Origin of the sequence: Providencia sp. SP181 (genome assembly GCF_050446505.1) — a bacterium.
Classification (GTDB): domain Bacteria; phylum Pseudomonadota; class Gammaproteobacteria; order Enterobacterales; family Enterobacteriaceae; genus Providencia; species Providencia vermicola.
In genome coordinates this window covers 105,935-127,744 of the sequence record NZ_JBBPXM010000011.1, presented here as the reverse complement: position 1 = coordinate 127,744, position 21,810 = coordinate 105,935, and the positions used below count along the sequence as shown (strand labels likewise).

Annotated in this window: 21 protein-coding genes, 1 other RNA gene and 1 pseudogene; 6 read left to right on the top strand and 17 right to left on the bottom strand. The window is 42.7% G+C overall.

Annotated elements, in window-relative coordinates; all coding sequences use genetic code 11:
• Positions 1 to 172 precede the first annotated feature (172 nt).
• Positions 173 to 547 carry a YraN family protein gene (locus AABS66_RS17210; RefSeq protein WP_206083571.1) on the bottom strand — a complete coding sequence of 125 codons (375 nt, stop codon included), beginning with the start codon at positions 545 to 547 and terminating at the stop codon, positions 173 to 175.
• A 207-nt stretch (positions 548 to 754) separates the two neighbouring features.
• Entirely contained in the window at positions 755 to 2,431 is a 1,677-nt protein-coding gene (locus AABS66_RS17205) for a penicillin-binding protein activator (protein WP_206083572.1), read from the bottom strand.
• Between the two features lie 61 nt (positions 2,432 to 2,492).
• Between AABS66_RS17205 and rsmI the strand changes: the two genes are divergently transcribed.
• From rsmI to AABS66_RS17190, 3 genes are all read left to right on the top strand, one after another.
• A complete protein-coding gene (rsmI, locus tag AABS66_RS17200; protein WP_206083573.1) occupies positions 2,493 to 3,365 on the top strand; it encodes a 16S rRNA (cytidine(1402)-2'-O)-methyltransferase in 873 nt (290 codons plus the stop codon).
• A gap of 93 nt (positions 3,366 to 3,458) precedes the next feature.
• Positions 3,459 to 3,832, top strand: an RNA gene (rnpB, locus tag AABS66_RS17195) — RNase P RNA component class A.
• Between the two features lie 583 nt (positions 3,833 to 4,415).
• A complete protein-coding gene (locus AABS66_RS17190; RefSeq protein WP_430225213.1) occupies positions 4,416 to 5,486 on the top strand; it encodes a 4Fe-4S binding protein in 1,071 nt (356 codons plus the stop codon).
• Positions 5,487 to 5,620: 134 nt separating this feature from the next.
• Here AABS66_RS17190 and dagF read toward each other — a convergent pair whose 3' ends face one another.
• The 10 genes and pseudogenes from dagF to AABS66_RS17140 all read right to left on the bottom strand — a co-directional run bounded on the left by dagF (position 5,621) and on the right by AABS66_RS17140 (position 14,787).
• On the bottom strand, positions 5,621 to 6,361 hold the full coding sequence (gene dagF / locus AABS66_RS17185) for a 2-dehydro-3-deoxy-phosphogluconate aldolase (RefSeq protein ID WP_206083575.1): 741 nt from the start codon (positions 6,359 to 6,361) through the stop codon (positions 5,621 to 5,623).
• 1 nt (position 6,362) lies between these two features.
• Positions 6,363 to 7,475, bottom strand: a complete 1,113-nt coding sequence (locus tag AABS66_RS17180) for a DgaE family pyridoxal phosphate-dependent ammonia lyase (RefSeq protein ID WP_206083576.1) — start codon at positions 7,473 to 7,475, stop codon at positions 6,363 to 6,365.
• A complete protein-coding gene (locus AABS66_RS17175; protein ID WP_206083577.1) occupies positions 7,459 to 8,598 on the bottom strand; it encodes an amidohydrolase/deacetylase family metallohydrolase in 1,140 nt (379 codons plus the stop codon). The genes AABS66_RS17180 and AABS66_RS17175 overlap by 17 nt, the downstream gene beginning before the upstream one ends.
• A gap of 348 nt (positions 8,599 to 8,946) precedes the next feature.
• The gene (locus tag AABS66_RS17170) at positions 8,947 to 9,597 is read right to left on the bottom strand and encodes a DUF4310 family protein (protein WP_206083578.1); all 651 of its coding nucleotides are present in this window, start codon (positions 9,595 to 9,597) and stop codon (positions 8,947 to 8,949) included.
• A gap of 2 nt (positions 9,598 to 9,599) precedes the next feature.
• Positions 9,600 to 10,391, bottom strand: coding sequence for a DUF4311 domain-containing protein (locus AABS66_RS17165; protein WP_206083579.1), 792 nt, complete (start codon positions 10,389 to 10,391; stop codon positions 9,600 to 9,602).
• 26 nt (positions 10,392 to 10,417) lie between these two features.
• Complete coding sequence (locus tag AABS66_RS17160) at positions 10,418 to 10,714, bottom strand: DUF4312 family protein (RefSeq protein WP_047756106.1); 297 nt, start codon at positions 10,712 to 10,714, stop codon at positions 10,418 to 10,420.
• Entirely contained in the window at positions 10,714 to 11,079 is a 366-nt protein-coding gene (locus AABS66_RS17155) for an SFCGS family glycine-rich protein (RefSeq protein WP_206083580.1), read from the bottom strand. The genes AABS66_RS17160 and AABS66_RS17155 overlap by 1 nt, the downstream gene beginning before the upstream one ends.
• Positions 11,080 to 11,110: 31 nt before the next feature.
• Complete coding sequence (locus tag AABS66_RS17150; protein ID WP_206083581.1) at positions 11,111 to 11,449, bottom strand: transcriptional antiterminator; 339 nt, start codon at positions 11,447 to 11,449, stop codon at positions 11,111 to 11,113.
• A 483-nt stretch (positions 11,450 to 11,932) separates the two neighbouring features.
• Positions 11,933 to 13,882, bottom strand: a pseudogene (locus AABS66_RS17145) (BglG family transcription antiterminator); the annotation flags it as partial.
• Between the two features lie 197 nt (positions 13,883 to 14,079).
• Positions 14,080 to 14,787, bottom strand: a complete 708-nt coding sequence (locus tag AABS66_RS17140) for a pirin family protein (RefSeq protein ID WP_430225212.1) — start codon at positions 14,785 to 14,787, stop codon at positions 14,080 to 14,082.
• Positions 14,788 to 14,908: 121 nt separating this feature from the next.
• On the opposite strand from AABS66_RS17140, the gene AABS66_RS17135 reads away from it, so the two are divergent.
• On the top strand, positions 14,909 to 15,802 hold the full coding sequence (locus AABS66_RS17135) for a LysR family transcriptional regulator (RefSeq protein ID WP_206083584.1): 894 nt from the start codon (positions 14,909 to 14,911) through the stop codon (positions 15,800 to 15,802).
• A gap of 322 nt (positions 15,803 to 16,124) precedes the next feature.
• On the opposite strand, the gene AABS66_RS17130 is transcribed toward AABS66_RS17135, so the two are convergent.
• The 5 genes from AABS66_RS17130 to AABS66_RS17110 all read right to left on the bottom strand — a co-directional run bounded on the left by AABS66_RS17130 (position 16,125) and on the right by AABS66_RS17110 (position 18,693).
• Positions 16,125 to 16,520 (bottom strand): DoxX family protein, encoded by a 396-nt coding sequence (locus tag AABS66_RS17130; RefSeq protein ID WP_206083585.1) that lies wholly within the window; start codon positions 16,518 to 16,520, stop codon positions 16,125 to 16,127.
• Positions 16,521 to 16,778: 258 nt separating this feature from the next.
• Positions 16,779 to 17,081, bottom strand: coding sequence for a YqjK-like family protein (locus AABS66_RS17125; protein ID WP_430225211.1), 303 nt, complete (start codon positions 17,079 to 17,081; stop codon positions 16,779 to 16,781).
• Complete coding sequence (locus AABS66_RS17120) at positions 17,065 to 17,472, bottom strand: phage holin family protein (protein WP_206083587.1); 408 nt, start codon at positions 17,470 to 17,472, stop codon at positions 17,065 to 17,067. Before AABS66_RS17120 ends, AABS66_RS17125 begins: the two co-directional genes overlap by 17 nt.
• 6 nt (positions 17,473 to 17,478) lie before the next feature.
• Positions 17,479 to 17,784: a DUF883 family protein gene (locus AABS66_RS17115; RefSeq protein WP_206083588.1), complete on the bottom strand. Its 306-nt coding sequence runs from the start codon at positions 17,782 to 17,784 to the stop codon at positions 17,479 to 17,481.
• A gap of 240 nt (positions 17,785 to 18,024) precedes the next feature.
• Positions 18,025 to 18,693 (bottom strand): DedA family protein, encoded by a 669-nt coding sequence (locus tag AABS66_RS17110; RefSeq protein ID WP_206083589.1) that lies wholly within the window; start codon positions 18,691 to 18,693, stop codon positions 18,025 to 18,027.
• Positions 18,694 to 19,308: 615 nt separating this feature from the next.
• Between AABS66_RS17110 and AABS66_RS17105 the strand changes: the two genes are divergently transcribed.
• The gene (locus tag AABS66_RS17105) at positions 19,309 to 20,271 is read left to right on the top strand and encodes a TerC family protein (RefSeq protein WP_206083590.1); all 963 of its coding nucleotides are present in this window, start codon (positions 19,309 to 19,311) and stop codon (positions 20,269 to 20,271) included.
• A gap of 263 nt (positions 20,272 to 20,534) precedes the next feature.
• On the top strand, positions 20,535 to 21,788 hold the full coding sequence (gene sstT / locus AABS66_RS17100; protein WP_206083607.1) for a serine/threonine transporter SstT: 1,254 nt from the start codon (positions 20,535 to 20,537) through the stop codon (positions 21,786 to 21,788).
• Positions 21,789 to 21,810 lie beyond the last annotated feature (22 nt).

Here is a 21,810-nt window from a genome sequence, read left to right as displayed (position 1 = left end):
GTTGACCGCAATCGCTAACCCTAATCACATACTTTTGTATGCTCATAGGGATTAGCTCAATTGTCGCCTTACGACAACACGAATTATTTAGGGTAAACCCGTCATGTTCGCGCTGTCGCTGTGTTGACCGAAATCGCTAATGATAAAGAATATAATAGCTTATTGACGAATATTAGCCTTCATCATTAAAGGCATTTTGTATCCATTCGAATTGATTACCTGTAATAGCACAAATATCAAATCGACAGGCACTGGTTTCGAAACTCTCTTGTCGCTGTGCAAGCCAAATTTTGGCTGCGGCTAATAACTTTCTACGTTTATGCCAGTTTACTGATAAAAGCGCATCACCGTAATCACAATTTTTGCGAAATCGAACCTCAATAAATATCCAACCTGTTTTATCACGCATGATGAGGTCAATTTCCCCTCCTCGATTTCTCGCATTGCGTTCAATAAAGGTTAGTCCCTGTTTTTTCAAAAATGCGAGAGCTTGATTTTCGTAATATCGGCCTGTTAACCATCTTAAGGGTTTTTGAATTGCTTTCATGACGTCCTTGTCTGAAAAAAGCCATCATCCTGATGGCTGAGGTTGCTGACAAAGCAGGATAAAAGCGTGGTTTTTCCTACTTTGTGTTATCAGCCGAAAACCAATAAATTGATTTTCCTAATTTATTTTCAAAACCTATCCAACCTGCAGTCAAACCTAATCGGTTTGTCAGCAGTTTGAGCCATCATCCTGATGGCTCATCTTTTTTTATTGCGCAGGGACAACTTGCCCTTGTTTAAACTGTAACCATGGCAGTTCTCGGAATACCACACAGTTAGCTTGTGTACTTAATGTTCCTGATGCACCATTGATTCTCACTTGTCCTGCTTGTTGCAGTTTGTCATAGCTATTCGCTAATGACCATGCATCAATACCCATTGCATACAGGCGGAATAACGAATAGTCATTATTCAGTTTTTGTTGCGCCTGTTTGCGTAGGTTATTATTTGCTCCCGCAAGCAGTGGGATTTCGCTAAATTTTACGCCATCCATTTCAAAACGGTAGTCTGCACCTGAACCTGCTTGGTTGCTACGAGAACTAGTATAAAGTGCAGGGCGAGAGCGAGAACTGATCGCCATTTCAATCATCGGTTTAATCAGTGTGAGTTCATCACGAGTTGCAACGATATAAACAGAGTCAATTGCATCACTTGTTTCGCCTAGCGGGTTACCTGTGTTAACCAGCGTTCCCGTCATTCGAATTCCTGCACCACGGTTAATGGATTCTTTTAAAGAAGGCACTGAACCGAAGGTTTGCATTAATACCGTACCGCCACCTTTTGATTGCCACCCTTGAGCGAAGGCTTTGGCGATTCTATCTCCAAATGCATTAGCAGGTACTAAAACCAAAGGCATTTGCTTGCCTTGTGCTCGCATATACGCAGCAGCATTTTGCGCTTCATCCTCAGGAGAAAGCGAAAAGTAGCAAAGATTTGGACGTGGCTGTAATTGGTTAGCATCCAACTCATTCAAGGCTAATACGCTAACAGGTGCACCCATTTGTGCGATAGTTTGAACATCATTTTTCAATAGCGGGCCAACAACGAGGTTGAAACCTTCGTTTTTCGCTTGTTCCAGTAATTGGGGCATTTGCTTGCCTGTGGTATCAAACACTTTGATTGTTTGTGTATTCACAGGTGTAGCATCAATTTGTAGGCTAGAGGAGACGATGTCTGTATCTGTGGGGACGTCGCCTGCGGTATTCGCAACTTCTGCATAAATTTGGTCTAGCACATCGTTGCCGCTACTCGGCTGCGGGGCTGTTCTTGCTGGCGTTGCTGAACCTTGAGGAATGCCTTTTTGTGCATCCATAAACCCTTGCATGATGGCCTGACCAAATACTTTGCCTTGGCCGCTCATTGGGAGAAATAATGCAATTTTGGGGCTATTACCGACGCGCGGTAACATTGCTTGAATTAGCTGAGTTGGGGCTAGCGCAGCACCAGGGTTGTTGGAGTAGCGCATTTTCCAGTCGTTAAAACCCGCACGGAGGGCATCAGGGTCATCTTGGTTATTTTGATAAATATCGAGCAGATCAACCCAGCCTTGGAGAATATTTTCCTCTGCGCCAATTCCGTGAATCTGATCTGGTGTCAACTGTGTTAACATCTTCCATAATCCATCGATGTTAACTTGGCGCTCGGCAGCTGTCTTTAATAATGGTTCTTGGCTAATGTAGGCACGAAGTGCTTCCAGAGAGGGTTTGCCTTGAGCCGCATCAATGATAGCTTGGTAGCCGCTGGCATCGGACGTGCTTTGCTCAGGTGTTTTTTGGGTGGAAGGAAAATAATCTGAGACAATTTGGCACCCAGAGAGTGCAAATGTGGACAGCATTGCTGTGCAGATTAACCCTTTTTTCAAATGCAAAAAAATTGAAGGACGCATACTGTATCCAATGGTGTATTTTTCAATTGCTTAATTTTAAACCGGCTATTCGGATGAAACAATGAACCAACCTAATCAAGCTGTGGTTATGGCATCCACGCTGTATATCGTCCCAACACCGATTGGGAATATGGGCGACATCACGCAACGCGCGCTGGATGTTCTTAAACATGTTGACCTTATTGCGGCAGAGGACACTCGGCATTCAGGCATTTTATTACAAAATTTTGCGATAAATGCACGACTGTTTGCTCTGCATGATCATAATGAACAGCAAAAGGCAGATCAATTAATTAGCAAACTTCATCAAGGTGATAGTATCGCATTAGTCTCAGATGCAGGTACACCTTTAATTAATGATCCAGGTTATCATTTGGTCAATCGCTGTCGTGAAGCGGGTATTCGAGTGGTACCTTTACCTGGTGCTTGTGCGGCGATTACTGCACTATCAGCTGCGGGCTTACCATCAGACCGTTTTTGTTATGAGGGTTTTTTACCTGCGAAAACAAAAGGCCGGAAGGACGTTTTACAATCACTCGAACAAGAAACACGAACGCTAATTTTTTATGAATCAACCCATCGCTTACTAGACAGTTTAGCAGATATGGTGGAAGTCTGGGGACCAGATCGCCATGTTGTGTTAGCCCGTGAACTGACAAAAACGTGGGAGTCTATTGAGGGGCGTCCTGTGGGGGAGTTGTTAGCTTGGGTGCAAGAAGATGAAAACCGCCATCGAGGTGAGATGGTGTTGGTTGTAGAGGGTTATAAGAAACCTGAAGATGACTCAGCAATTTCACCTGATGTTATCCGCACTCTCAATTTATTGCAAAAAGAGCTCCCCCCGAAAAAAGCAGCAGCGATTACTGCCGAAATTTACGGTTTAAAGAAAAATATGCTGTATAAATTGATGTTAGATAATCAAGGTGATGAATAACTTTTAAGCAAATAGCGCTATCAAGGGCTTAAGTCGTCAATTGCCTGTTCGAAAGTCTGTACAAGCCGTAGCAAAGTGCCTATAATTCGCCGCGGAGTTGGCCAGACAACCGCTGCTTTATCGTAGTCCCTTCGGGAGACGGGTAGAGGGGAGGAAAGTCCGGGCTCCATAGGGCAGGGTGCCAGATAACGTCTGGGAGGCGCAAGCCTACGACTAGTGCAACAGAGAGCAAACCGCCGATGGCCTGTTTACAGGATCAGGTAAGGGTGAAAGGGTGCGGTAAGAGCGCACCGCGCGACTGGCAACAGTTCGTGGCACGGTAAACTCCACCCGGAGCAAGACCAAATAGGGGTTCATATGGTGCGGCCCGCATTGAACTCGGGTAGGTTGCTGGAGCCAGTGCGCAAGTGCTGGCCTAGATGAATGGTTGTCCACGACAGAACCCGGCTTATCGGCCAACTCCCTTTTTTCGTCATATTTCGCGCTGTACCTTTGTTGGCTGCATTCAGCCACACGGGTCACATACTTTTGTATGCTCCCCGCGCTGTCTTCATTTTGCCGCCTCGGTACAACACGAACTATTTAGAAAAAATCTTAGTTTGTTATTTTTTTGTCATACTTCAAGCTGTGCCTGTGTTGGCGTCATTCGTCAACCCTAGTCACATGCTGGTGTATGCTCCTAGGGATTTCCTCATTTTGCCGCCTTGGCACAACTCGAATTATGTTAGAAAAAATCTGATTTTGTTATTTTTTCGTCATATTTCGCGTTGTACCTTTGTTGGCTGCATTCAGCCACACGGGTCACATACTTTTGTATGCTCCCCGCGTTGTCTTCATTTTGCCGCCTCGGTACAACACGAACTATTTAGAAAAAATCATAATCTTTTGATTTAATATAAAAACACTTTTCTTCTTTCTTTTCTGGTTTGTCTTCACCATTTGCTACATCAAATCATCAACGTCACAACCCTCTGATGTAAATCAATACGCTTTGTGAATATGTAAATACAATAGTGGTATTTATAATGCATGTTAAAGAGATATGTGGACATGATAGAAAAACCACGTGTAAGGTACCAACGTCGCCCTGGTACGGTGGGCGGTAAGCTTCCTTGGAATGACTGGCGAAATACCTCAACATGGCGAAAAGTCGTCCAAATTATACTGCTGGCGATAAATCTTTATATCGGTATTACTTTCTATTACTGGGTACGTTACTTCGAAACTGGAGGGGAAACGTTGTACCTTCCACGTCCTGGAGGTATTGAAGGCTGGCTACCCATTGCGGGGTTAATGAACTTAAAATACACATTAGAAACAGGGAGCTTCCCACCTATTCATGCGGCGTCGATGTTTCTGTTAGTGGCTTTTATTCTTATCAGTTTATTGCTGAAAAAGTCCTTTTGTTCATGGATGTGCCCAATAGGCACAGTATCGGAATATACAGGGAAATTAGGGAAAAAACTGTTTCGCTATCAAATCAATCTCCCTAAATGGCTAGATATTCCCCTGCGAGGCCTAAAGTATGTGCTGTTAAGCTTCTTTCTTTATATTGCATTTTCTATGTCAGCGCAGATGATTCAATACTTTATGATGTCGCCTTATGGGATCATTATTGATGTGAAAATGTTGGATTTCTTTCGCCATATTAGCGATTTTGCATTGATTAGTGTGGTGGTTTTGGTGGTGCTGAGTGTGTTTATTCGCAATGCTTGGTGCCGTTATCTCTGCCCTTATGGCGCGCTGTTGGGGCTATTATCACTACTTTCTCCCGTTAAAATTCACCGAAATGTGGAAAGTTGTATTGACTGTGGAAAATGTGCAAAAAATTGCCCATCACGTATTCCAGTGGATAAACTCATTCAGGTAAGAACGGCGGAGTGCACGGGGTGTATGACTTGTGTGGAATCCTGCCCAGTTGCGTCAACGCTGGATTTTTCACTGCAAATACCCACGCAAAAACGTCAATTTCCATTATCAGGGATTGTTATGATGGCTTTGACCTTGGCAATTTTATTTATCATGATTGGTATTGCTGCTTTCTTCGAGGTATGGGATAGCCCTGTGCCAGATAATTATTGGTTTCATATTATACCGAATGCGCGAAGCATAGGTCATTGATAGAGAATGAAAAAAATCCCCACACAGACAAGATGAGTGGGGCATTTGTTGTTTTGGTCACTTTGTCACAATGACTCAGTTTGTAACGTTCGCTTATATTTATTTTCTGACTTCTTTTTACTGCTTTTAACGCATCAATTAACCGCTTGCTTAACCATCTGCAATAACTGACGCACATCTTCTGGGCGTGTATTGCCCGTATCTTTATCAATAATTGAACTATAAATATGAGGAATGATTTTCTTCACGCCTGCATCTAGGGCGATTTGCAAAATTTCGGCAAAATTGTCTAGGTCAATGCCGCCCGTCGGCTCTAAAGAAAAATCAAATTTGGCACAGGCTTGGGCGATAGCTTTATATTCTTCAATATAGGTTAACCCTTTCATATTAAAGAATTTAACAGAGTCAGCCCCCATGTCTTTTAGCATCATAATTGCGGTTTCGATAGGGACGATACCGTCAGGGGCTTGGGAGCTTAATGGGCCCGTGGAAATTTTCACCATGCCAATTGTGCCCGTTGGGGAAATCAACGCATTCACAAATGTCTCATTTTGGCCTAATAACGCACGGCTGATTGGCGCTCCTGTAAACACTTGGTTGACGTGCTGTGGCTGAATTTCTTTTGAAATCAAGGAGACCATTGTGGATTGATTCGGGTCACCTGCACCGAGACCCACAGATAATGCATTGTCCGTTTCTTTGGCATAAATGCGCATATCAGCGATAGCACTGTCTAAATCAGGGTAGTTTTTAGATAATACACCGACGACAACAAAGGTTTCTGCGGCGGCATAGATATCTTTGGCATTTTGGTGGCTGCCAGCCAATACATTTAAACAAACGCGGTCACGGTAAAAATTCGGTGACAGTTTCATCTTAAATTCCTTCTACTAACAAGCGAATATTCTTTGAAATAACATCAAGTTGATCAGTACTGACGCTGCGGATATCCGCCTCGACTTTCCCTTCGTTGGCTTTATATTCACGGAAGTAAATCGCGGTATCGCCTTGTTTTAAGTCAGCCATAATTTGGTAGGTTGTTTTACCAATCACTTTTTCATCGAAGCTGATTTCGGTACGGGCGATGTCGCGCCCTGCGGCGTCCCAGACGACTTGGGCTGAAATGCCCTTTATGGCATTTAGATCACTGATAAACTTCGCCATTCGCGTGACCATTTCTGCGCCAGTTTCTTTTTGTGCAGTTAAGTACTGTTCGATGGCAAGGGTTAAGCCCAAAATGCCTTCCTTACCCACTTTCATGGCACGGCCAATACCTTGGTTTTGGCGTTTTACCCACTCAATATACTGTTTTTTACCAACGACTAAGCCACTGGTCGGCCCTTCAATGGCCTTTGCACCACTGTAAATCACAATATCGCCACCCGCTTGGTAATAAGCGGTTAACTCTTCTTCTGCTGCAGCATCAACAATCAATGGCAGCTGGTGGTCATGTGCCACTTTAGCCGCTTGCTCGACGGTTAACATACTTTTTTGCACGGTATGATGGGATTTGATATACAAAATTGCTGCCGTATTTGGGGTGATTTTTGCGGCTAATTGGGCTGCACTGCATTCGTTTGCAAAGCCCGCTTCAATTACTTTTCCGCCGCCTAAAGACACCATTGTGTCAACTGGCGCACCAAAGTTGACGTTATGGCCTTTCGGTAAAATAATTTCACGCGGAACAACTTTTTCCGATGAATGCAGGTTCAATAATAAGTCATCATCGTCTTGCACAATCACACCCGCAACGGCTTGGGCAATACCTGCTGAGGCGCAAGAGACCACAACAGCAGCTTCGACATTCAATAAATTGGCGATGTATTCACCTGTTTTATTGACTAAATCTTTAATTTCAAAGTAATTATTAAGTCCGTAAGCGACACGTTCAACAACTTCAGGCGTTGGTGTCGATACGCCTAGAATGGTCATGCGGCCAGACGCGTTGATAACGTGTTTTAACTGATATTTCTCATAAATCGATTGCATATTCGGATTCGCCTTGTGCATGAATAATATGTTTACCACCAACGATAGCGGCAATAGGAACAAAGCGGTGCGTACCTACGCGATGTTCGCCTTCTGCGTCAGTGAGTTCAGTTTGTTCTTCTTTCAGATCAAACAACGTAATGTCTGCATCGAAACCAGGTCTTAAATACCCTTTCGCAGGCAGCGATAAGAAATTAGCGGCTTTTTCTGTAACACAACGTAAAATTTGCTCTGCGCTAAAGCCCATGCACAGGAATTTAGTCATCACAAATGCAAGGCTGTAAACAGGGCCATTCACACGGTTGCGATGATAAATATCGGAGCTGATAATGTCAGGGTATGTACCAATACGCATGGCTTGTTCAGCGACTTTAAAGCTAAAACTTTCACCGCCATGGCCGACATCTAAAATCACACCACGTGCCAGAGCTCGAGCAATTGAGGGTTTAAGATAGCCATCGTCACCTAAAATTTTATTGGGTTTACCATTAAAGCAGTGTGTGATGATATCGCCACGCGTGAGCAAATCAGCGACTTCATCAATATCTGGTGGGTTATTACCGATATGCACCATCAATGGGAGATGGTGTTTTTTCTGCATCTCTTTGGCTTGAATCAGTGGTGCGATGCCATTTTCACCCACAACGCTTTTACTCATACGGGCTTTCATTCCCACGACAAAGCCTTGGTGGCGTTCGATAGCCTCTTGAAAACACACTTCGTTGATATTGTTCATATCGGACAATTCATTTTGTGCAATGATGCCAATTCGTGAAATATTCAACAAAGAAAAGACGTTGGTTTTGGACTTTTTGGTTAATTGATAAAATTTATCAATATCGTCAGCGCCCACACTCCCCGCATCAACCAGTGAGGTAACGCCGCCCGCAGCGCCTGCTAAATCGGGGTCATCAAAGTAGATTGGTGATTCGGCAAAACAGTGTGCATGAGAATCAATCCATCCCGCGCTGACATACGTTTTCCCTTTCAAGTCAATCACTTTGTCAGCTTGTTGGTTGCAGGCTAACTCTGGGCCTGCTGCCTCGATTTTTCCGTCTTTAATCAGTATATCGATAATTGTGCCGTCGATACGTTTACCGTGTTTGATGATGAGTGTGTACATGTAGTTACCTTCTTCATACTCGTCATACTTCAAACCGCAGCGTTGTTGGCTGCTCTTCCGCTACCCTAGTCACATACTTTTGTATGCTCCTAGGGATATCGTCGTTTGCCACCTAGCTGCAATTTGAATTATTTAGAGTATGCTTAAATGTTTATTCTAAATGATACGAATCGCAGTTTTTCAAGGCCCTAACCACATGCAGATATATGCGCCTAGGGTTATCGTCATTTGCTGCCTAGCTGCAATTTGAATTATTTAGATCATGCTTAAAAGTGTGTTCTAAATGATGCAAACCGCAGTGTTTTTGCTGCCTAGTGACCCAGGGCATATGCCCTGGGATAATGCGCATTAAGCAACGATAGGGAAGAAATAACCGAATAACATCGCGCCTAAAATTGCCCCGCCAGCAACGGGTTTTTGCCATACATAGAAAATTAGAGCGCCAATCAGTGAACCGATCCCGATTGGAATGGATGCCGCCATCGCCGCTAAGATAATCAGTGGGCCTAAGAATCGGCCTGAAGTATTACCTGCACCCATCATGACGTCAGCGCCAAAGGTTGAGTTGGCTTGAGCAATAGTGAATTTACGTGCAAAAACAATCAGTAAACCGATTAATACGCCAAGGAATAAGCCTGTCAGTAACGAAATCCAAAAGTTAGTGACTAAAATATCCCAGCCAGCCGCGAGGAACAGAGCGGGGACACCAAGGCCAATCCCTGTTTGCAATGCGCCACCGATATCCAAAATCCCTACCAGTGAACCTTCGATAATTCGAGCGAATAAGAAACTCGCACCGAATGCCGCTACTGCACCGTAAACCCCAGTGTCGAGCCCTGCGCGTAACATGGCGACAAAAGCCACTTCGTTAAATGCGCCGAACCCGTAAACCACGTACATATGGGTACCTGCGAAGATCCCTGCTGATAGCAGCCCAACAAAGATGGGGAATGACCACTCGGCGTACCAAAAATCGTCTTTATTAATTTCAGTTGTCATGATTATTTCCCGCTCAGCAGTCCGTGGACGTATTCAAGCCACAGTGGTTTGTCTAGGTTGAAAGAGGTGATCATTTTCAGGTCAAACTCACGGAAGAAGCCACTCAGAACGAACAATAGAACGACTGTTATCATCATTGTGCGTGTGATGCGGTTCCAGCCGTTATCATCAACGCCTTTACCTATCAAGATACCTAATACTAAACCAGGGATAGCATTACCCATGATTAGCTGAGCACAACCACCGAACAGCGTTGCCCAGAAACCAGAACGGCGGCCTGCATCCATCGCTGCTAACCAGAAAATCACTGGCATCACCGTATTCACCAGCAGGTTTGCTGCAGGAACGAGAACGTTAATTGCCGTGGTTTGCAGTGCTGCAGGAACAGCGGATGCGGTGGTATTTAAGAAGGCCACCACAAATGCCCCGATGATGGCACAGGCAATGGCCATTTTTTTCGGGTTATGTAGGGTTTCTGCTACATTACGGTTTTTAGTTAAAAGTGCCGCAGCCCCCCAGTTTGGGATGATACGGTGGTCAACGTCTTGCGTGAATGCACCCGCAGCAACGGACGATGCCCATGCGTTAAAGAAGAACCCTAAGCCGAAAGAGAAGTGAGATGCAGGGTCGCCTTCACATGCGTTAAGTTCGCCCAATGTACGAAATGCCCCCATCCCTTGCACGGTCGGTGCGTGGAACATACGTGCCGCGCCTGCGCCTAAACCGAAGCCGCAGAGCCCACCGATAATGAGGGACATGCCCAATATTTCTAAAAAAGATGCAGTTTCACTCATGGAATTAACTCCAGACCTGATTGCTATTATTGTTCTGTAAATGGTATTTCGTTGACAGAAAGTAAGGTGACATCCAGCGAAACGTCGAGTACAACACGGAAATGTTCACGTTTGCGTGGCAAAAAGATGAAAAGAAATTTTTCTGTCCGCGAGTGCGAGTGAGCACTAACAACCTCAACATCCTTTGGTTCTATCCGCAGGATGATGTCTGTGCTGTTTTTCAGTACGGTTTTTTGAATCGAATTTAAGGCGTCCGCAATGGCTTTTTGCTTGGTGTCGCCTTGCCCTGTCACCCGTACTGTCGTTTCGATCGATTTTTTCATTAAGCGTTGCCGTATTTTTTATTAAATGCTTTAACTAAGCGCTCGCCTAACTCTTCCTTGTCCATAAAACCGAAACCTAATACATTGCAGCCCTCTGCAATGGCGGTTTCTCCCTCTTCAATAGAGCGCATCCCATAACGAGCTTTATAGCCATATTTGGTTTGAGCGGTGATAGCGCCTGCGCCGCCACTGCCACAAAATGAAATCCCAAGGTCGGCTTGCTCTGCGTTCATGACATCACCGAGTTTCATATCTGCTGCCACACCTGGGACAACAATCGCTTTTCCGCCAGCTGCTTCAACGCCTGCGGCAACTTTTTGCCCTTTACCTAAACGGTCTCCGATCACAATAACGATCTGTTTCATATAAATATTCTCCAATCCTACAACTTAAAAATTAATCATTTGAACGAACGACTTCAAAGTGAACAGAAAGCAAATATGTCTCTTCTGGTGCTAAGCCAGGGAGCGTATCGACAACTCGCTGAGCTAATGCAATCGAATGTTGAGATATCTCATCGAATAGACTGATATCAACCTCAGGTAATGCTTCGCCAGTTTTCGCTCTCGCTACCATGGCACGTAGATGAGACTCCAACATTTGTTGTTGTACATCGGTGGTGTAGCAGTCCTCTTGCTTGAGCCAGTCAGTAATCACTGCCAGCAGTTTTTGTGTGACCTCATCAATATCAAGATCGTGCTCTAACATTTGAAAAACGACAACTGATTCACTCATAACTATTTAAAATCCAAAGTAATATTGCTAGTTAGACTACTCTGTTCCTTCATGTCTTATACATTAGACGCTTATTGGCACTTTTTGCAGGCAGTGAATTTCCACTTAGAAGTGGAAATAATTTGGAAATCAAACTAAGTAAAATTAGTTTATTATTTAGACTATTTGGAAGTTAAATGGAAAAATTGACATGTATCAATCATCAGTAAGCGACTAGACTGATGAGGGGGTACAATTAATTTTAATAAAATCAAATGGATATATTTTTTGTGGTATAACTGGAAATGGAGCATACAATTGGAAGGATAAGTGGAAATAGAAAATTAGAGTCGGTTACTTTTGGTGGTTATTGTTTCCACTTAGCCGTTTAGGGGGTAAAACCTGCAAGTATGATGAGAAAAAGATTTCGTAGAGTTGTGGTTAGGATCACGTAAAAGACGGCAACTCCCACTTTTCCACCTGGAAGTGGAAGTTGCACGAGGGCTACAGCACCCTTGCCAAGCTGTCCTTGGCGATCACTTGGAATTCATTGAAGTTTTTTACACTAATAAGGCGGCGCGTGGTTTTTTCTTTCACAAAGGTGACGAATAAATCGTAAATCGCCATCGCTTCTTCATAATCTGCCTTACTGATGGCGAGTAGGAAAATAACATAGGCATTTTCTTTGGTTTCTTGATTCCATTCAATGCCTTTGGGTGCGACAACCGTTGCAACAACGGTCTTGTTTGCCAATAAACCTAATGAATGGGGCAGGGCGATACCTTCACCTAAAAGGGTGGAAACGATGGACTCACGCTCTTGCAAAGATGGGTAAAATTCAGGTGTGACGTAACCTTCTTGCTGTAATTTATGGCAAACCGTTTGAAATAACGCTTCTTGGCTGATTTTTTCGTTAATCACCATAAAAAATCGTTCGTCAAAAAAACGCTCGATAATGTAAGGACGCGTTTGATCCACCATCGCGAGTCGCCCAACTTGCTCTAATTGGTAAGGCGTTGGAAAGGGCGCGATTTTGATAACAGGTTTATTTTTTTCAGAAATTCTCACTGTCGTGATCACAAAATCTTCACTCACTTCACTCAGCGATTCATATTCTTGCAAGGTTAGCCCGCGGCTAAATTTCAATTGTGGAAATTCGCGCATAATTTTTGACTCAACCACACGGAACGTTGAGTTCCCCGCATCCGTAACAACGAGCACCTCGGTTTGGCGTATCGAGCCAGCACCATAGTTACGCTCAAGGCTCACACCAATATGAACTGCAAGGTAGCCTAGTTCGTCTTCACTGATGGGGTGAGGAAGTAATTGCTTACTCGCACTAGTTAACGCACTGAGCGTGACATCATAGGCAAACGGATAATACTGTTTAATATCAGATAAAAGCGGATTTGGTGTGGAAATATGGTACTGCAAGCGCGTGATCAGCGCGGCAAGATGCGTGTTGAGATCTTTTTTAAGCTTTTCATCGTTTCGTAAATCATAGTTATATAACTCGTTAATATAATTCAAGATATATTCTGAAAGCTCATTGTGGCTGCCACTTTTTTGTGTGGATGAGTCTTGGTGGCTAATGCGCTGGGCAATAATTTGGTCATGTAAATAGCAGAGTTCCGCATTAGAGAGGTCATTCCCCAGAAAGTAAATTAGCCCTTTTGATATTTCATCACTGGCTTTGCGGATCACTTCTTCCGCTTCATCATTTTTGACGGGGGTGGTGAGTTCATGGCCCCGAGTGATGCGTAAAATGGTCACGGCGCAGTTAAAAACGAGGTAGAGATGCCCCTCATTGCTAATACGAATATCAAAGCGATTCATACTGTTATGAAGCACTTTATCAATATAGGTTAAATCCAAATTATCCAAGCTATCTGGGCGGAATGTGGTTAAATCAGGCGTGATTTGCTCCGAATAACGGCGCCATAAGGTTTCTGTCATGCAAGCACGAATCGCCCATTCGCTGCCATTGAGGCGAATACCTTGATGTGGAATACTTTCCAGCGCAATTTGGTATTTTTGTAGCTGTTCCCTGACTGCACCCATATCTTGTTGCAGCGTACCGCGACTGACGAACCACTCTTCCGCAATGTCATCAAGCTTGACGGGAAGGGACAACATTAATAATTTCAATAATAACGCATCAATACGTTCTTTGCTGGTGCGAGGGATAACGCTGTCTTCTTCGCTACGTTGTGTAAAGGTGGCAAATAGGGTTTCATCTTCAACTTTTAAACGGTAACCACGCCCCCGTTCATACACGATATGTGCGTGATATTCTTCAATCAATTCATTGATTTCATTGATATCAGAACGGATTGTCCGCGTTGAAACGGAAAAACGCTTAGCAAGTTCATCTTGAGGAACAACCTCATTGAGAATTTGGGCAAAAATTTGATTGTGCCGTTGTTGAGTGAATAGCGCCACGAAAACACCTTTAAAATCAAAACGAAAAAAGCCATTGAGTAAAAAATAGTTAAATTTATCACTCGCTAATGGCTGGACTCTATCACAGGCTTGTCAATATATAGGATATGTAAATGATTAAATTTGCGAAACGGTTCGCAAATTTTCCCTCATACTCGACTAAATATGAGGGATTCTGGATTAATGGTGACAGGAAGTTGCCAGTAAACTTAGTTTTGTTCACCTAGGTCAATCAATAAACCGCGAAAATCTTTATCAGCAGTAATTTCAAACTCGTCTTCATTTTGTAAAAAGACCCCATCATTACAATTCATGGTTAAAGTCTCACCGTGTTTATTGCGCAAAGTGGCGCCACCATGTATTGATTGCAAAAAGGCATTTTGGCCTTTTATAGGTATCATGGATGATGACTTCGGCGCTAAGTGAATTTGGTTTATCCAAATTTGTTGACGTAACTGAATACTGTTTTTTTCGCCATCTGGCGATGCCACAAGGCAATTTTCATTTTCAGAAATCGTCACTTTCTGCAACGGTAATGACTCTTGCTGTGGACATGCATTTAACCAAAGTTGTAGGCGTGTTAATGGCGTCTGTGGGCAGATATTCTGCTCGCTGTAACTCAGGTCTGGGCGGGGTGAAAATCGTACGCAATCACCTTCGTTTGCATCAATGGTATTCCCTAAGCTATCACGGTATTGCGCATGCCCTTTTAGCACGATGTTTAATATATCGACATGGGGATACATTCTTGGCTGTAATGAGTTTTGCGGCGCTATAACCTCTTGGTTCAGTACTCTTAATGTTTTGAATCCCATAAAGTCTGGGTCAAAATAGTGGCCGAAAGAAAAAGCATAGCGAGCTTGTAGCCAACCATAGTCTGCTTTTCCGCAATGGTTAACGGGTCTTAATGTCATCATAATGGTTAACCCTCATCCAAATAATAAGTTAATAATCTATTGTTATAATAAATAGCTGGACGTTGAATTGTTAGCCAGTTAATCTGTTTCCCTTGTTCAAATTTCCTGAAAGAGATACATCATGAGTAAAGAGAGAGCATTAACGCTTGAATCATTAAGGGTGATGGATGCAATCGACCGACGTGGCAGTTTTGCAGCGGCAGCAGAGGAGTTAGGTCGAGTGCCATCCGCGCTAAGCTATACCATGCAAAAGTTAGAAGAAGAGCTCGATGTAATTTTGTTTGACCGTTCAGGACATAGAACTAAATTTACCAATGTCGGCAGAATGCTGCTGGATAGAGGCCGTATTTTACTCGAAGCGGCGGATAAGCTGACATCAGATGCTGAAGCACTTGCTAAAGGTTGGGAGACCCATTTAACAATTGTTTGTGAGGCATTGGTGCCAGCCCAGTCGTTGTTCCCATTAGTGGAGCGTTTGGCTGAAAAGTCAGAAACGCAATTATCATTGATTACAGAAGTGCTGGCAGGCGCATGGGAGCGTCTTGAAAGTGGTAAGGCAGATATTGTGATTGCGCCCGATATGCACTTTCGTTCATCGTCAGAAATTAACTCGAAGCCGTTATACACCATTAACCATATTTACGTAGCGAGTCCAGATCATCCCATCCATCAAGAGCCAGAGCCACTTTCTGATGTGACGAGAGTGAAATACCGTGGGATTGCCGTTGCTGATACAGCTCGTGAACGTCCTGTGATCACCGTACAATTGTTGGATAAACAGCAGCGTTTGACGGTTTCTAGTATCGAAGATAAGCGTAATGCATTATTAGCTGGACTTGGTGTAGCGACAATGCCGTATCCGTTGGTGGAGCAAGATATTCGCGAAGGGCGCTTGAAAGTTGTCGGGGCCGAGTTTAGCCATGAGACGACAATTATTATGGCGTGGCGGAGGGATAGTATGGGGGAGGCGAAGTCGTGGTGTTTGCGTGAGATCCCTAAATTATTTAGGGTGTAAACTCGTCATATTTTGAGTCGTAGGGGTGTTGGCTTCATTGAGTCACCCGAGTCACATATGTATGCTCACGGGATGACTCAATTTGCCGCCTACCTACAACTCCAAACTATTTAGAGTTTACGAGCCGCGTGATATTAGTGGTGATTCAACAAGAATAAATAAAGCTGCTCAGATTAATTTTCATTTACTGATAACGATGATTTAGTTTCTATTAACTTCAAAACAATTATTTTGAATAAAAAAACACCTCCCGAGGGAGGTGTAAGTTGGACAAACAAATGAAGACAAATCAGAAATCAATAAGGGTGATATGAAACGCGTATTACCATTTTTTGCCGAGTAAATGATCGATACTAAATTTACCTGGGCCTGTAACCGCTAACAGTAAGAAACCGCCCGCGATAGTAAAGTTCTTCATAAACATCAAGCTGTTTGGTGCCACACTAAAGTCGATGTGGAACAGCAATGCTGTTAATACAGTGAAACCTGCAGTGAACAAAGCAACGGTACGAGTTAAGAAACCAAACAGAACCGCTAATCCGCCGCCTAATTCTAATAAAATTGTTAAAGGTAATAAGAAGCTAGGAACACCCATGGCTTGCATATATTGTTGTGTGCCTGCATAAGCATCACCCAATTTTCCATATCCAGCGACAATAAACAGGATTGGCATCATGATACGGGCCAATAATATCGCACCACTTTCTAAATTTTTCATCGAGATTCTCCAGACTAATAAGTCATTAAATATGAGTTAATTGCGATATATGTCGCTTTATAAAGTTATTTTTAGCACAAATTGGCTAGAAATCATTTGATGGGCTTATAGTAGCTATTTGCTCATTCAATAAAAAGCTAAGGTTATTAACAAAGATAGACAAAAAAATTGAATGAACTTATTGGGGAAATAAAAACTAGAAAGATATGTTATTTATCCTATTGAATAATAATGAATTATTCTCAGATGGAGGGGCGGTTATTTTTTGCTGGTTTGAATTGCGCTTTGAATTGAACGAACTAAGCCCCAAATAGTGATGGCTTTTCGACCTAATAATAGAATTTTTTGTGGTTTGCGAAGGGAGTAGACAGAGAGCAAGCCTGTGGCGGCAATGACTAAAGGGCGAAAGGTCATGAGCGTTTGCCAAGCACGGTCATAAGGTGCGGTAGTGTGTAGCCAGTCAGAGGACGTTTCAGCCAACTCTTGGCGTTGGCGCTCAATTCTTCTAATTAAGCGCTGCTTTTTGGCTACCAGTAATTGCTGCTTATTTTTGTTCATCATCCTTTCTCGCTAACGCGTTGGCATCTTGAGCGAGTTGCTCCCGTGTTGCACCTAGTAAGGTTGATTGTTTTGCCTTTTTTAACGCCCAAATGGCAAAAATAATGGCAAGCAGGATTAATGCACCTGTTGTCATCGCCAGTGCTTGGTAACGGTAAATTGGGTCAACAGACCAAAAAATTAAGCCGAGTAAGCACATCAAACCAAATGCGGTGAAGAGTAGCGTTAAACCAACCAATAAAAGAAGTTGGATAAGGTTGAGCTTTTCTTCTTCTAGCTCAACGGCGATTAACTCTAGACGCGTTTGCACCATACCCACTGAAATATTGGCAATGCGCCGTAAAGTTTCAAGGACCCCTTTACCGGGGCCCTGGCGTTGCTGGTTTGGTTCCATAAGCAATTAACGTTTAGCGAGTAACACGCCAAGAACAACACCCACTGCTGCGCCAATACCGACGCCTGTCCATGGGTTTTCTTTTACGTAGTTATCTGCGCGCCCCGCAATTTCTTTGGTTTGCTCGGTGATCCTTTCGGTGGTTTGACCGAGTTTTGCGCGAGATGAGCACAGTGCTTCTTGTGCTTTTGATTTTAAGCTTTCGATCTCTTCTTTCGATTTTTCGCCGGTATCACTAAGCATCGCTTCCAGAGAATCGGCTAAAGCACGGAGCTCCGCACGTAGTTCGTCTGATGAATGATTCGATGACATATACAACCTCCTATCAATAGAAAAAGCGCATTCGTAGTATTAACAATAGCGATTTTTACACTAAGTGCAATCAAATATTCGGAATTGTTATGTGTAATAAACAAAAAATGACAAATAGAGTATTCTAAAAAATAGCGGTTTAATCAGTAGATTAATGAAGTTTTTTACAGAGAATAAACAGAAAAGTAAAAATGAGTAAAAGTGAAAATGCGGGGAAGCAAAACGCCCCCGCAAATTGAATTAGTTTGCTTTTTTGCCTGACAGTTTTTTCTTTACAACGACAGCAATACTGCCGACTAAACCGATAACTAACAGACAAACAGGGATTAACATCAATACATTCATAATACGATGTTCATATTGCTGGAAAATCGGGCTTTTACCAAAACCATAACCTATAGCGGTTAAAATAAGCACCCACAATAAGCCACTCAACCAGTTAAACACTTGGAAGCGAGCATTTTTCAAGCCTGCTAAACCTGCAATGGTCGGCAGTAATGTTCTTACGAAGGCGAGAAAACGACCTATTAACAGAGCAGCAAGACCATGGCGGTGGAATAAGCCATGAGCCCGTTGGTGATAATGTTCAGGGAGATGTGCGAGCCAGCCTTTGACTATCTTTGTATTTCCTAGCCAGCGACCTTGTATATAACCTACCCAGCAACCTAAGCTTGCGCCTGCTGTTAAAATCACGATGGTTAGAGGGTAGCTCAAGGTGCCTTTCGCAATCAGAACACCCACTAAAATCAATAAGCTATCACCAGGCAAAAAGGCTGCGGGTAAAACCCCATTTTCAAGAAACAGGATAGCAAACAGCATAAGGTAGATAGCCCACATCAATGATGGGTTAGAGAGCGTGACATAATCTTGGTGCCAAAGGGCAAAAAAAAGTTCTTTAACTAATTCCATTAATGTTTCCTAAACGGCAATAACAGCAACAAACTTGTTGTTGGGCAGGGAGAAATGGATTAAGTGAATACCTGAGTGAAAGCGTTGTTTCCTCAGGCTGTTAGTGTAAAGCACGCCCACTTTAACAAAACAGAAAATAACTAAACAGCAAATTTTAAGCATATTTTTAGAATTCATTTAAGTTGAGCCGTATTTTTACAATTAATCATACCAATTGTAACAAGGGAAACTGGCTAGAAACGCACGTTAGTAGAGGTTTCTCGCTATAAAATGCAAAAATTTGAAGTTAATTTGTTTTTTAACACAAAAAAACATCGTTAAATCTAAGATAGCTAATTATTGCATTTTAAGATTATTTACCGTATATTTTGCGCATAGCAAAGGGGAGTAACTTCTTCTTGTCGGTTTATCGTCATTACGGTGTACACATTACACCCGGTAGCCGAGCACCACAGTGCCTGTCCTTGGGTTAATTGTGTTGTAAGTGAGACCTTGCCAGAAGGCGAGGTTTGCTCATAATTTACAACCAATAGATAACTCCTTGAGGTTAAAGAATTTTAAGCGGCTGATGTCTTCTGGATATCAGCCGTTTTTTGTTTTTTAAGGGATAGGAAAATGCACTCAGTCGGTAACCCTGTTTTATGGGGTAGTTTTGCAGTTATTATTTTACTTATGTTACTTATCGATTTGTTTTGGCAGGGTAAACACAAAGGCCAAGCCATGTCGATGAAGCAAGCTGCAGCTTGGAGTATTGTGTGGGTCACGCTTTCGCTAATTTTTGCGGCAGGTTTTTGGTGGTATCTCAATGATAATGTAAGCCGTGAATTTGCTGATAGCCAAACGATGGCATTTTTAACGGGTTACTTGTTAGAAAAAGCCTTGGCAGTGGATAACGTTTTTGTTTGGTTGATGTTATTTAGCTATTTCGCCATTCCAGCCAGTTTACAGCGCCGAGTCTTAGTTTATGGTGTTTTGGGCGCTATCGTATTAAGAACTATCATGATTTTTGCTGGTAGCTGGTTGGTTACACAGTTTAGTTGGATTTTATATATCTTCGGCCTATTTTTACTGTTTACGGGGCTTAAAATGGCTTTTGCCAAAGAAGATGACTCGCCAATTAATGATAAACCGTTAGTGAAGTGGGTGCGTTCACATCTTCGGATGACGGATGAGCTGCATGGCGAAAAATTCTTTATTAAACGTAATGGCGTGTTGTTTGCAACGCCACTGATTTTAGTGTTGATCTTAGTTGAAATCAGCGACGTCATATTTGCAGTGGATAGTATTCCTGCTATTTTCGCAGTTACCACTGACCCGTTTATTGTTTTAACGTCTAACTTGTTTGCTATTTTAGGGTTACGTGCGATGTATTTCTTGCTGTCAGGGGTCGCAGAGAAGTTCTCAATGTTAAAATATGGCTTAGCGGTAATTTTAAGCTTTATTGGTATAAAAATGCTGCTTATTGACATCTACCATATTCCAACGCCGATTTCGTTGGGAACGATTGCCGCAATATTGGTGGTAACATTAATCATTAATACAATTGTTAACAAACGTAACGAAGCAAAAAGCAAATAATTCCCTTCAAAATTTAAATCCCTTACCGATGAGGTAGGGGATTTTTGTTTTAACCCTCTGAAAAGACTCAACCATTCTTCTTTATGCCATTCTACTATAAGAAACAAAACTCTATTGCGATCACAGTTATGTAAAATATTTGTTAAGTAAAATCAATCATTGTGTATATTTTGAATAATAGCCTTTTCACAAGGTATTTATTCCTTATACTGGCTCTGCAAACACATTTAATTCCTAATAAAGATAAATAATATAGGTCTACTATGGATACAAATAAAACAGGGTTATGGCGAGTGATCACTCACGGTAGCTTGGTCAAGCAAATATTGGTTGGCTTAGTTGCAGGTATTTTATTGGCATGGTTATGGCCATCGGCAGCAAAAAACGTAGGGCTGTTAGGTCATTTATTCGTGAGCGCGTTAAAAGCGGTTGCACCAGTCTTGGTGTGGGTATTGGTAATGTCTTCCATTGCTAACCATCGTCAAGGGCAAAAAACCAGTATTAAACCGATTTTGGTTCTGTATATTTTAGGGACATTCTTCGCTGCATTAGTGGCGGTAATTGCCTCATTTATATTCCCATCAACACTTGCCTTGGCGGGCAGTGAAACAGAAATGAATCCACCAGGAAACATTGCTGAAGTTTTAAGTGGCCTATTAAACAATGTATTTACTAACCCCGTTGATGCGCTGATTAATGGTAACTATATCGGTATCTTAGCGTGGGCTATCGGTTTAGGTATTGCATTTCGACATGCAACGGATACGACAAAAACACTGTTACTTGATTTCTCTAATGGTGTGACTCAATTAGTTCGAGTCATTATTAGATTGGCACCATTAGGTATTTTTGGTTTAGTGTCATCAACAATTGCGACAACGGGTTTTGAAGCGTTAAAAGGCTATTTCCATGTATTAGCTGTTTTATTAGGCTGTATGATTATTGTCGCTTTAGTTGTCAACCCGTTGATTGTATATTGGAAATTAAAGCGTAATCCCTATCCATTAGTGTTCGCGTGTTTACGTGAAAGTGGTGTTACCGCATTCTTTACTCGTAGCTCAGCAGCGAATATTCCTGTGAACATGGCAATGTGCCGTCGCATGAATCTCCATGAAGACACTTATTCTGTTTCTATTCCATTAGGCGCAGCCATTAATATGGCAGGGGCTGCGGTAACGATTACTGTTCTGACGTTAGCTGCGGTTTACACCAAAGGTATTCCAGTGGATATCCCGACTGCATTATTGTTAAGTGTCGTGGCTGCAGTGTGTGCTTGTGGTGCATCAGGTGTCGCGGGTGGTTCATTATTATTGATCCCATTAGCGTGTAATATGTTTGGTATTCCAAATGATGTTGCGATGCAAGTCGTTGCTGTTGGTGTGATGATTGGTGTACTGCAAGATTCAGCGGAAACTGCAGTAAACTCTTCCACTGATGTTTTATTTACGGCAGCAGTTTGTTTGGCAGAAGATGAAAAACTCGCAAATTCAGAGGCTCAGTTCTCCCATAACGACTAATAGTTTTATGTGATAAACGAGA